This window comes from Nostoc sp. C96 (assembly GCF_059384975.1).
This window is the reverse complement of the sequence record NZ_CM182020.1, coordinates 4,654,698-4,666,733: the sequence shown is the minus strand read 5'-3', so window position 1 is coordinate 4,666,733 and position 12,036 is coordinate 4,654,698. Positions and strand designations below refer to the sequence as shown.

The window sequence follows — 12,036 nt, the reverse complement described above, 5'->3', positions numbered from 1 at the left end:
TTAGCATGACTACAGATCCTTTCAAAGTAACGACTGAAGGTGATGTATTAGGCGTTGCTGGAACCAATTCAGGAACTGTCAATATTACCTATATTTCTCGCACTTTATCTGATACTGAAATTCATAATCGAAAGCTTATTGAAGGTTCTCCTTATTTGGGATTAAGTAAATTTGAGACAAAAGATAGTAGTAAATTTTTTGGTAGAGATAGTTGGATTAGTGAACTAACAGATTACTTCAAAAAAAATAATGTTCTTCTGCTTTTAGGAGCGTCTGGAAGTGGTAAGTCCTCCTTAATTAGAGCAGGTTTAATTCCTGCTTTAGAAGATCAGGCTGGTTATGAACAATTAGTAAGTTTAACCTTTGTACCTGATGCAAACCCATTTCAATCTTTTCATAGTAGTCTTTTAACAAAATATAAACAATCAGAAGCAGAACTAGCCCAAGCTGTTAAAGAAGATACTCTGGTGAAAGTTGTGCAATCTCTTAAACGGGATTCTCAATGGCTGATTTTTGTAGATCAATTTGAGGAATTATTTACCACAACACCAAAGAAGGAAAGAGATTTCTTCATAAAAAGCCTCATTCAATTAATTGAAAAATCTGATAGTTCCGTTAAAGTTGTTCTGACTATGCGGGCTGATTTTCTCGATAAATTAAGCCCCTATCCAAAATTAGGAAAAATCCATGATTACTCTAGCCGAATGCTCACAGATATGGATGATAGTGAGCTAAAATTGGCAATTGTTGAACCTGCGGCTAGGAATGGAGTAACTTTTGCACAGGGATTAATTGAGCAAATTATTGCCGATTTTCATCAACAGGCTGGGTCTTTACCACTTTTGCAATATACTTTAAATGAATTGTGGAAAAAAGATAATATTCAAGACAGAGTTTTAAATATCAAGACTTATCAAGATTTGGGAGGAGTGACAGGCGCACTTCAGAAACAGGCTGATAAAATATATGATAAATTTAATGAACAAGAAAGAAAAGCAGCACAAAATATTTTTATAGGATTAATCGGATTAGAACGCAAAGAAGCTGTTAGTAAAAGGGCTGATATAACGGCTTTTGAGAAAGATGAGACACAAAAAAAAGTTTTGTATCAATTGATTGATAGTCGCCTTTTGGTAAGTAAAAGAGAAGACGGAAAGGCGACGGCTGAAGTGGCACATGAGGAATTACTTCGCTCTTGGAAAGTTTTACAGAATTTAATTCGGGACAAAGAAGAGATAATAGTCCTGGGAAATCGGTTATCTGCTGATGCGAAACAGTGGGATGAGTTACGCAAAAAAGATGCCCAAAAAGCTAACAGTGAACTTTGGAGTGGTTCTAAGCTGGTGCGAATTGTTGAGCTTGAAAAAGAGCAATCTTTCCCTAATTTTGATGATGTGGCAAGAGAATTTATTAAGGTTAGTGTCGCTCAAGCAGAACGCCAAAAGAATGAAAAGATTAGAACAGCAAGAACAATTGCGGCGGGTTCCTTGGTGGCAGTGGTAATTAGTGGTGGCTTGGGTTTGACGGCATGGAATGAGAAAAACCAATCGGAACTCAATCAAGCCGAATCTCTTGGTCGATATTCCTTGTCTCTATTTAATGAAAATAAACAATTGGAGGCTTTTGTCCAAGCAATCAAGGCGGGAAAAATCCTGCAAAGCCAACACACAACTAACCCAGAGGTATTCAATGCCTTACAGACAGTTCGTTTTCAAGGAAGAGAGCGCAACCGCTTAGAAGGGCATAGTCTACCTGTCTGGAGCGTGAGTATTAGCCACGACGGCAAGACTTTGGCTTCTGGCAGTGAAGACAACACAATCAAACTCTGGAATCTAGAGACAGGCAAGGAAATCCGCACCCTGTACGGGCATAGTCAACCTGTCTGGAGCGTGAGTATTAGCCCCGACGGCAAGACTTTGGCTTCTGGCAATAGTGAAAAGACAATCAAACTCTGGAATCTAGAGACAGGCAAGGAAATCCGCACCCTGAAGGGGCATAGTGGAGGTGTCATTAGCATGAGTATTAGCCCCGACGGCAAGACTTTGGCTTCTGGCAGTGAAGACAACACAATCAAACTCTGGAATCTAGAGACAGGCAAGGAAATTCGCACCCTTATTGGGCATATTAACACTGTCACGAGCGTGAGTATTAGCCCCGACGGCAAGACTTTGGTTTCTGGCAGTGATGACCACTCAATCAAACTCTGGAATCTAGAGACAGGCAACCAAATCCGCACCCTGAACGGGCATAGTGAAAGTGTCAATAGCGTGAGTATTAGCCCCGACGGCAAGACTTTGGCTTCTGGCAGTGATGACCACTCAATCAAACTCTGGAATCTAGAGACAGGCAACCAAATCCGCACCCTGAACGGGCATAGTGAAAGGGTCTATAGCGTGAGTATTAGCCCTGATGGCAAGACTTTGGCTTCTGGCAGTTATGACAAATCAATCAAACTCTGGAATCTAGAGACAGGCAACCAAATCCGCACCTTGACTGGGCATAGGGAAGGTGTCCATAGCGTGAGTATTAGCCCTGACGGCAAGACTTTGGCTTCTGGCAGTCTTGACAGCTCAATCAAACTCTGGAATCTAGAGACAGGCAACCAAATCCGCACCCTTATTGGGCATAGTTACACTGTCTATAGCGTGAGTATTAGCCCCGACGGCAAGACTTTGGCTTCTGGCAGTGGTGACAAGACAATCAAACTCTGGAATCTAGAGACAGGCAAGGAAATTCGCACCCTTATTGGGCATAGGGGAGGTGTCCATAGCGTGAGTATTAGCCCCGACGGCAAGACTTTGGCTTCTGGCAGTGATGACAACTCAATCAAACTCTGGAATCTAGAGACAGGCAAGGAAATTGGCACCCTTATTGGGCATAGTGATCTTGTCATTAGCGTGAGTATTAGCCCCAACGGCAAGATTTTGGCTTCTGGCAGTCAAGACAAGACAATCAAACTCTGGAATCTAGAGACAGGCAAGGAAATTCGCACCCTCAACGGGCATAGTAGAACTGTCTATAGCGTGAGTATTAGCCCCGACGGCAAGACTTTGGCTTCTGGCAGTGATGACAACTCAATCAAACTCTGGAATCTAGAGACAGGCAAGGAAATTCGCACCCTTATTGGGCATATTAACACTGTCACGAGCGTGAGTATTAGCCCCGACGGCAAGACTTTGGCTTCTGGCAGTGATGACAAGACAATCAAACTCTGGAATCTAGAGACAGGCAAGGAAATTCGCACCCTTATTGGGCATAGTGGAGCTGTCAGTAGCGTGAGTATTAGCCCCGACGGCAAGACTTTGGCTTCTGGCAGTTTTGACAAATCAATCAAACTCTGGAATCTAGAGACAGGCAAGGAAATTCGCACCCTGTACGGGCATAGTCAAGATGTCTGGAGCGTGAGTATTAGCCCCGACGGCAAGACTTTGGCTTCTGGCAGTCAAGACAACTCAATCAAACTCTGGAATCTTCCAGAATTGGAGTTAGACCCTTTAATGCAGAACAATTGTGATTCAATACGCGGTTATTTACAAAATCCTAATGTTAGCGAGAGTGATAGGCATTTGTGCGACGGTATAGGCAAGAATTAGGGGTGTAGCACTTCGGCTTACCTCGACTTCGCTCGGCAGGCAACGCTCAGTGATAAGGGCAGGGGTGCGATTGGTATACTCAGAGAAACTTCTAGAAAGGGCGATCTTCCTGATGATGTTGTGGCTATTATTCATGTCCGCCACACTTTACTAAAATTATGAGAGGTTGGTAGTCAAAATGAGTGCAGAACAAGAGTTATTAACTAAGTGGCGTTCCCTTCCACAAGACAAACAGGAAGAAGTCTTAGATTTTGTCGAATTTCTTCGCTTGAAAACCTCTGCAAATAAAGCTCCTTTGGGAGAACGTTTACGCCAAATTCGCTCTAAGATTGTTGCTTCTGGTGAACCTTTATTAAGTCGAGATGAAATAGCAAAAGAAATTGCTAGTCGTCGCGGGGGATTACAAGAAACTGATCTATGAAAATCACTTTTATTGATTCTGGAGTATTGGTAACTGCGGCGCGTGGGGTGGGAGAAGATGCAGAGAAAGCTTTAGAAATTTTAGCAGATTCAAACCGTGAATTTGCTTCGAGCAAATTTATCAAAATGGAGGTAATACCTAAAGCAATTTATAATCGAAAAACAGCAGAAGCTGAATTTTACGAATCATTCTTTAGTGCAGTCACTTACTGGAATAACGATATAGAAAAAGTCATACAAGATGCTTATGACATTGCTTGTCAGTATGGTTTAGCGGCTATGGATGCGCTTCATGTAGCTGCGGCGTTGTCAGTTGGTGCAGAGGAATTTGTGACAACTGAGAAAAAAACCAAACCTATGTTTAGAGTATCTAGTCTTAATGTAATTTCTATTTTTGATTAATTTTTTGGGAAACTTCAGGGGTGTTAGCATAGCTTACCGTAGGTATCGTGCATTGAGGAAAGGTGCAATGGGTATACTCAGGGAAACTTCTAGAAAGAGCGATCGCATTTTTGCACAACTTCAGGAGTGATCGCACGATAAACTATTCTTCTGCTGGTGCAAAGATAACATCTTCATAGAGTAGTGCGATCGCTAACTCAAATTCTATGCTAGATAGGGTAATCATATCTCCCTCAGTGTAGGGATAGTAAAGCCACATTCTCCCCTCTCCACGAGAGTAGCGTTCAACAGAGATTTTTTCGGAATCTATCAATAAATATTCTTGTAAAGAGGGAATTGTTAAGTAATTAGTGAATTTTTCGCCCCGATCTTTGCTACTCGTATCAGGAGATAAAACTTCAGCAATGATTGTAGGATTTTGAATAAATTTGCGAGCATTCAAGTCTTGATGGTCGCAACTAACAATCACATCAGGATAATAATAGATATTTTTAGCATCAAATTGCACTTTCACATCCGACACATTCACTCGGCAGCCTCTAGCGCGTAAATGTGGGCGTAAGGCTGTGTAAAAATTCAGTGCAATGTCATTGTGGGGAATTGTCCCACCTGTCATGGCAAAAACTTCGCCGTTGACATATTCATAACGCAGCTCTTGCTGGGGTTCCCATACGAGATATTCCTCGATGGTCATTTTTTGTGGTTGTGGGGAGATTGCTACCATAGCAAGATTGTTTCCCGTTTTTTTGATTTTAGCTTGGAGGGCGGAATGGCTATAGTCCTTAGTCTCTAGCCTTTATTTCCCAGATTGAGCAATTTTTCATAATATCCTGTTACAGATTCTCGGAAGTCGAAGGTAGAGTATAGGTCTTAATCATCTATATTTTGTAACTCTCCATGTTTCGACAACCTGCTTTTGGCATCGCTTTAAGTACGCTTGTCCTTGCTAGTGGATTTATCACTACTCCCATACCAAGCCACTCATCTACTAACAACACAACTCAGCAAATTGCTTCAAGCCAGCTGGCCTCATCCACTACTACCTTTAACACGACCGCATTAGAAAAATCAGTTTTTGAACAAATAAATCGCTATCGATCTGCTAAAAAACTGCCAAAGTTAACTCTAAATGCTAATATCTCTCGACAAGCCAGAATTCACAGTCAAAATATGGCTAAGGGGAAAGTTCCCTTTAGCCATAACGGATTTGAAAAGCGTGTCACAGCTACTTCAATTCGCTTCAATAGTGCAGGCGAAAATGTTGCAGTGAACCAGGGATACAGCAATCCTGCTAGTCAGGCTGTGATTGGTTGGTTAGATAGTCCTGGACATTTAAAGAATATCAAGGGTAAATACAACCTGACGGGGGTTGGTGTGGCTACTAATCAGCAAGGTGAAGTTTATTTAACGCAAATTTTTATTCTGACCAGATAAATTTACTGGCTGAAATTATGTAGTGTCTAAGGGTATTCTTTTGTGAAAGACACTGCATTTATGGTTGAGTGACTCATGACATTACCAGATTTTCAGGTTTGCGATCGCGATATTAATGACTCTACCCTCAGTGAGTACTTAAAAGCCGAGGCGATCGCTGTTGATACAGAAACTATGGGATTATTACCACAGCGCGATCGCTTGTGTCTCGTTCAGCTGTGCAACTCACAAGGTAAAGTCACAGCAATTCGCATCACTAGAGGACAGACCCAATCGCCCAATTTAAAACAACTTCTTGAAGCCAAGAATGTACTGAAGATTTTTCACTTTGCTCGTTTTGATGTTGCGACTTTACGCCACAACTTAGGAATTTATGTCCAGCCTGTTTTTTGTACCAAAATTGCGAGTAAGTTAGCCCGGACTTATACCAACCGTCACGGACTAAAAGAGGTAGTACAAGAGTTAGAACAAGTAGAACTTGATAAAAGCGCCCAAAGTTCTGATTGGGGTAATGCTGCTAATTTAACTGAGGCGCAATTAAGTTATGCTGCCAATGATGTTCGCTATTTAATTAGTGTCCAGCACAAGCTGAGTGAAATGCTCAAACGAGAAGAACGTTGGGAACTCGCACAAGAATGCTTTCAAGTTCTACCAACAATCGTTTCATTAGATTTATTGCAGTTCAAAGATTTATTTGAACATTGATTAAAAGTCAAGAGTCCATAGTCCATAGTATTAGGACATCAGTAAAAGATAAGACTTAGACAGCACAGGTTTCTTAATACTGTCACCTGTCCCCTGCTATACCATTGACTATTGACTCTTGACCATTGACTATTGACCAGATTTTTGTTGATTTTCTGCGTGGTTTTTCAGACGAGAGACAACATTATAGTCATCTGCACCTGCGGGAGTTCTAGATTCAACGATACCTTCTGTTGGGCCGCCAATTGCCTTCCATGCGCCTAGACCACCAATGAGTTGAGAGATATGCTCAAAACCAGCAGAACGCAGAACTTGGGCAGCTTGAGCAGATTCTTCGTCATTGCCACCGTAAACATAAATATCACGGCTTTTATCTAGAGATGGTACTGCTCGGTCTGCTAGTTCATCAATTGGCATGGGCATTGCTCCCATGATATGGCCTTCGTTGTATGTCTGGCGATCGCGCACATCCAAAATTGTAAAAGCTGGTTCGCCCCATTCCAAGCGAGACTTGAGAACATGAGCATCAGACCGAGGCTCGATTGGTGGCTGTTGAGGAATAATACCGCCTACTAAATTATTCATAGAATATCCTTAACTGACTTCGCTAACAGCAATTTAACGAGATTGAACTATTTAATTGCTCTTTCTCTGGTATGAATGTTATAAAAGTCTTTCTTATGGAGTATTGGTTGATTTTTTATTATTGATGACCTCTTTATAAGAGTTATTAAATTAATATTTACTTTCTACAAAACCTATATAATTTATTGTTTTATCTGAGTAGTTGCCAACAATAATTTTTCTTCAATATCGTGTCGAATTGCTGGTCTAATATTATTGGCACTATTCAGACAATTTATCAGTAACTTATTAGCCATATAATATTGCTGAAGTAACTCTATTTGCTGTTTACTCAACTGCCAATCGTGACAAATATTCCGATATTTAACCAAAAGTTCTCTAAAATTTTCATTCCAGAATTTACCATGCTCTATCCACCACTTACGAAATTTATGGGGATTGCTTTGTGCATTTGGTAGTTGTTTTTTCAGATTGTGGAGAAATTGTTTAAATTTAGGCTCAACAACTAAATTCAGTGCTTTATCAAAGGCAATATTTAAAGCATGGTCATAGTCAAAAACAATAGCATCATTCAAAATATAATTACAGGCAAATTCTAGTTCCCCAGCACAGGCAAAAGTACTCGTGAGAAACTCATCTATAGCAAGTTCAGGATTAAATGCTAAGTTCCCAATCATAGCACGTTCCAGACCATAGCTAGATGAATGGCAAAAGACTTGGTGTTGAGGAAAATTGCTACCTTTGAGAAACACCTCTAATGAACGACCAACACAAACGATGTAAAAAGCTCGAATAGCACCTGATTTATATTGAGTAGTAACTGAGTTAGATTTTTGATGCAGCCACAATAGAAAATCTTGAATTTTCTGGTCATGAGCCACTAAAAGATCTATTTTTTGTTTCATTAACCCCAGCATTGCTTCAGCATCTGGCAACATACTTACGGTTAGTAAAAAGACATTTTTCCAGCGTTTATCAGTAATATGACTAATCAGTTGATTTATCGACTGTTCTTGGTAATTTAAGACAATATTTTTTGCTGTCAAATATTCTTGCAAAGCCAGATGAGAGAAAGAGTAGATTCCCTGCGATCGCTCCACTAATATACCATAATTTACCTCAAGCAATTTCATAATTTTTGCACTATCTTGAAACTGCTGATTTAGTAATTTTGAACTACTACTAAAATATTCATTATCTTTAGTTAAATATTGAAATATTAGTGTTTGGATTATTTCTTCTTCAAAAAAATAATTACCCTGTTCAAAAGTAATAGCAGCAATTTGAGCCAGTAGTTTTTTTGCATTAGCTAAGTTTAAATTACAGCCAACTGAATGCCTTTTAATACCTTTGGTTTCATCCCATCGACTCAGCAAAATATTTAATGCTTGCTCATATAATTTAGCTGGCTTAAATGTAAATTCAGATTTTGCTTGAAAGAATAAACAAATTAAATGTAGCAAAATTGGTGTTATTGCTAATTCTCTAAATTGCTTATTTTCTGGTAAATTTAGTTGATGAATAAATAAATTGCCGATAGCTTCCCCATCTTCTCTAGATTCATGAGCAACTGCTACGAACCAGTTTTTGACAAAAGCCTCAGCCTGTTGCATATCAAAGTCGGCAATTTCGATTTCTGTAAACCCCGGAAATTTGTATTTTTGAGCCGCTATTCGACAGCTAATCACAAACTTATTTTTGTAATAAGTCTGACAAAAACGCCGAATTTCTTTATTAACCTGATTTACTTCCTCCAATTGTACTTCATCTAACCCATCCAATAAAATCAACATTTTACCTGCAATTAATAAACTTAATGTTGATTCAGATTCAATCCCGCAACTCAGAAATTCCTGGCTAATATACTTCAACAAATTGAAATCACTATTATCTTTAAAATCTTCAGCAAAGTCCTTGAGACTGATAAAAATTGCCACAAGATTTGGTTGTAATTCTCCTTTATTACACTCAATCGCCAAATATTTTAAGAATGTTGTTTTACCTATAGCTGGCTTACCCAGTACCATCAATTTCGAGTAAAGTAATACTGCTTCTAACCCTGATAATTTTTGGGGAACCTGGTCTTTCACTAGCCATTCAAAGCCTGATTCAAAACAAAATTCTTTCAACAAATCTCCAATCTCTAACCATCGTTGGCTAGTAATTTTTTCTAATACATAAACAGTAGTATAAATATCAACTAATGGAATTGCCTGAGCAATATCCAACATTTGCAAAGTACCGCATTGGTCTTGAATTTTGTCTTGGCGCTTTTGGCGGATTTCCTGCACCAATATATTTAAATCTCTATTATTGCTATGTGATGTAGTAGTCAATTCTGAAGTTATATCTTCTGGTAGACCAGCAATTTTTTGCCAAGATAATCCTAAATGTTGACAAATTTGGACAAAGCAACTGCGAGAAACTGGCTCACCTGCAAAAAACTTAGATACTGGTTGACGAGTAATACCTAAAGCTATTGCTAATTTATGTTGGCTTAAAGTTTTGTCAGTTAAAGCTGTTTTTGCAGCTCTGATACCTTCTAAGGAAGCTCTTAGTCCTTGGCTTGTCATACAATCAGCTTTTTAAGTGTTTTTGGTTACATAGAGAAAGGTAGCTGCACGTAGACACACCCTGGACAGATGGCTGTACTTTTCCAAAGGGGATAGTTATGGAAAGTTGAGAGTGAATTATGTTACTAGATGTACACCTGAAATCAGTTGAGCCAGGCTTAGTGAGGAATTTACTTTCTGTCTGAAGGGTATTTTTTTGGTAAATACTCAGGAAATTTAACTTCCAGTGAAGATAGAAGTATTACGATATACTGCAATATTCAAAAACATACAAAAATCATACAAAACTTATACATTTGGTATGCACTATGATAGCTGAACTTTTCTGAAATTTAATAGAAAATTAAGTGTATCTCAGTAGAGTAGTTGCAATGTCTGACTAAAGGCTGTTTTCTGTCTAAGTATTCAACTTAGGTAAATGTCAAGAAAAGCTAAAAATTTTTGTAATATTAAACTTTCTTAGAGTGGCTTCTCGTATTTCAACAAAGCTATCTCAACTGCGAGTTGCCAGATGAATAATAGGCTAGAACTTTATGGTGATGCTTCCTGCTACAAATCCCAAAATTCTTGTTGTAGATGACGACTTTGGTGTACGTAATCTGATCTATCGTTTTCTTGGTCGAAAATATCACATAGAGTCTGCGGCAGATGGCAAAACTGCTCTATCTATGTTTGAGCAATTTAACCCAGCCTTAGTAATTTTAGATTGGAATTTACCAGATATCAGTGGCTACAGTTTATGTGAAGAAATGCAGAGCCGTAATAATGTCTTAGTAATGATACTGACAAGTAGAAATGCGGAAGAAGATAAAATTAAGATTCTTTCTGCTGGTGCAGATGACTTTATGACTAAACCTTTTAGTTTGGCAGAAGTAGAAGTTAGAGTACAAGCACTTTTGAGACGGGTACGTTGCATTAATCCTTATCCTGTACAACGCTTGGTATTCAAGCAACTAGCAATTAACCCAGAAGGTAGAGAAGTCACACTAAATGATAAGCCACTAAATTTAACAGCATTGGAATTTAATATTCTGCATTTTTTAGCAAGTCATCCTGGTCAAGCTTGGAGTCGTTCACAACTCATTCAAAAAGTTTGGGGTTGTGACTATGTAGGAGATGGAAGAGTTGTGGATGTACACATTGGTCAACTACGCAAGAAATTAGAAGTTGATCATAACGTGCCTGAGTTTATTAAGACGGTTCGCGGCTACGGTTATAAATTTGAATTGCCAGAAGTAACAACTGCTTGAGAAGTTAATCACGCCAATACAATGGCAATGTTTACAATCGTCAAGATTTGCCGAGTATAGTCATATCTCGGCTAAAGCTTAGTGAGAAGTTAAAACATATAACAGCAGGATTATTTGTCTCTTTTAAAGACAAAATTTGTCTAATTATGTCTTAAGAGTTGATTGGCAATATACACATTTTTCTCAATACTCTAGATATGTAGCGACACTACTAGTATCGCAAGGCGGCAGTCACACATTTTTTTGATAAGCCTTCATCAGATTTCATCAAGTACCTGATATATCTGCCTCATCAGAGCGCACATCTGTGCGCTCTGAATAAATTGTGAATGTTTTTAGCTGGATATAGACCAATATTAAAGATATATCTATTAATTAAAAAATATTTTTTCTATAAAAATTGAAATAGAATTTTCAAAGACATATTAAAATTCATTACTCGACATAATTAGTCAATTTGTGTCGAATAAATCAATTATTCAGGCTTGAAAATTTATTTTTTGCAACTAATAATGCAAGTGTAAGGTTAAACAAATAAGTTTACTTACACACAGGTGATAGATTTTTGTTCCACAAATAATTGGAGAATAATCATCATGAATTATCAAGATTCTGCATTGAATTCTGTTGGTTCAGAACTGTTTATAGATTCTGAAAATTTTCTGCAAGATTTAGCTGATACAGATGCTATGAACTTGCAAGGAGGATATGGCCCCGGCATCGAGAAATTACTGGAATTCGGCATCAACCTGTATGCGCTGAATAATATTGTTTCTATCGCTAAGACATTTAGCGGTGCTGCTGGTGGTGTTCTGGGTAACGGTGGTGCTGGTGGTGCTGGTGCTGGTGGTGGCGTTGGTACTGGTGGTGACTAGAGTTCAGCTTGTTATTGCTGAAGATTAGTCTAATAAACTAATGAGCAGGATTAAGCATTAAATTTCTTTATCCTGCTCCGATTAATGGCTATTATTTTTGAGTTGGTATGTTGCTATTTTTTTAATAGCGGGAAAAAATAACAATCAAATATGAAAAATTCTATTTTAGAGGTCTAGCTTCTAGTTTCTATTTTGAAAA

The 12,036-nt window shown here is 38.6% G+C and carries 10 protein-coding genes; 7 read left to right on the top strand and 3 right to left on the bottom strand.

The features are described from left to right. Positions 1-5: 5 nt before the first annotated feature. The 3 genes from AC504W_RS19920 to AC504W_RS19910 all read left to right on the top strand — a co-directional run bounded on the left by AC504W_RS19920 (position 6) and on the right by AC504W_RS19910 (position 4,415). Complete coding sequence (locus AC504W_RS19920) at positions 6-3,593, top strand: nSTAND1 domain-containing NTPase (RefSeq protein ID WP_494873959.1); 3,588 nt, start codon at positions 6-8, stop codon at positions 3,591-3,593. Between the two features lie 178 nt (positions 3,594-3,771). After that, positions 3,772-4,014 (top strand): hypothetical protein, encoded by a 243-nt coding sequence (locus tag AC504W_RS19915; RefSeq protein ID WP_494873958.1) that lies wholly within the window; start codon positions 3,772-3,774, stop codon positions 4,012-4,014. Next, on the top strand, positions 4,011-4,415 hold the full coding sequence (locus AC504W_RS19910) for a type II toxin-antitoxin system VapC family toxin (RefSeq protein ID WP_494873957.1): 405 nt from the start codon (positions 4,011-4,013) through the stop codon (positions 4,413-4,415). Before AC504W_RS19915 ends, AC504W_RS19910 begins: the two co-directional genes overlap by 4 nt. Before the next feature lie 142 nt (positions 4,416-4,557). On the opposite strand, the gene AC504W_RS19905 is transcribed toward AC504W_RS19910, so the two are convergent. Then, positions 4,558-5,139, bottom strand: coding sequence for a Uma2 family endonuclease (locus tag AC504W_RS19905; RefSeq protein ID WP_494873956.1), 582 nt, complete (start codon positions 5,137-5,139; stop codon positions 4,558-4,560). 173 nt (positions 5,140-5,312) lie between these two features. On the opposite strand from AC504W_RS19905, the gene AC504W_RS19900 reads away from it, so the two are divergent. Both AC504W_RS19900 and AC504W_RS19895 read left to right on the top strand, forming a co-directional pair. Then, a complete protein-coding gene (locus tag AC504W_RS19900; protein ID WP_103126778.1) occupies positions 5,313-5,849 on the top strand; it encodes a CAP domain-containing protein in 537 nt (178 codons plus the stop codon). A 75-nt stretch (positions 5,850-5,924) separates the two neighbouring features. Next, complete coding sequence (locus AC504W_RS19895; protein ID WP_096579230.1) at positions 5,925-6,554, top strand: ribonuclease H-like domain-containing protein; 630 nt, start codon at positions 5,925-5,927, stop codon at positions 6,552-6,554. A 129-nt stretch (positions 6,555-6,683) separates the two neighbouring features. On the opposite strand, the gene AC504W_RS19890 is transcribed toward AC504W_RS19895, so the two are convergent. Together AC504W_RS19890 and AC504W_RS19885 are read right to left on the bottom strand one after the other, a co-directional pair. Continuing rightward, the gene (locus AC504W_RS19890; protein WP_494873955.1) at positions 6,684-7,139 is read right to left on the bottom strand and encodes a rhodanese-like domain-containing protein; all 456 of its coding nucleotides are present in this window, start codon (positions 7,137-7,139) and stop codon (positions 6,684-6,686) included. A gap of 182 nt (positions 7,140-7,321) precedes the next feature. Beyond that, positions 7,322-9,712: an NACHT domain-containing protein gene (locus AC504W_RS19885; RefSeq protein ID WP_494873953.1), complete on the bottom strand. Its 2,391-nt coding sequence runs from the start codon at positions 9,710-9,712 to the stop codon at positions 7,322-7,324. A 533-nt stretch (positions 9,713-10,245) separates the two neighbouring features. Between AC504W_RS19885 and AC504W_RS19880 the strand changes: the two genes are divergently transcribed. Next, a complete protein-coding gene (locus tag AC504W_RS19880) occupies positions 10,246-10,962 on the top strand; it encodes a response regulator transcription factor (protein WP_494873952.1) in 717 nt (238 codons plus the stop codon). 596 nt (positions 10,963-11,558) lie between these two features. Next, positions 11,559-11,837 (top strand): hypothetical protein, encoded by a 279-nt coding sequence (locus tag AC504W_RS19875; RefSeq protein ID WP_494873951.1) that lies wholly within the window; start codon positions 11,559-11,561, stop codon positions 11,835-11,837. Positions 11,838-12,036: the final 199 nt, after the last annotated feature.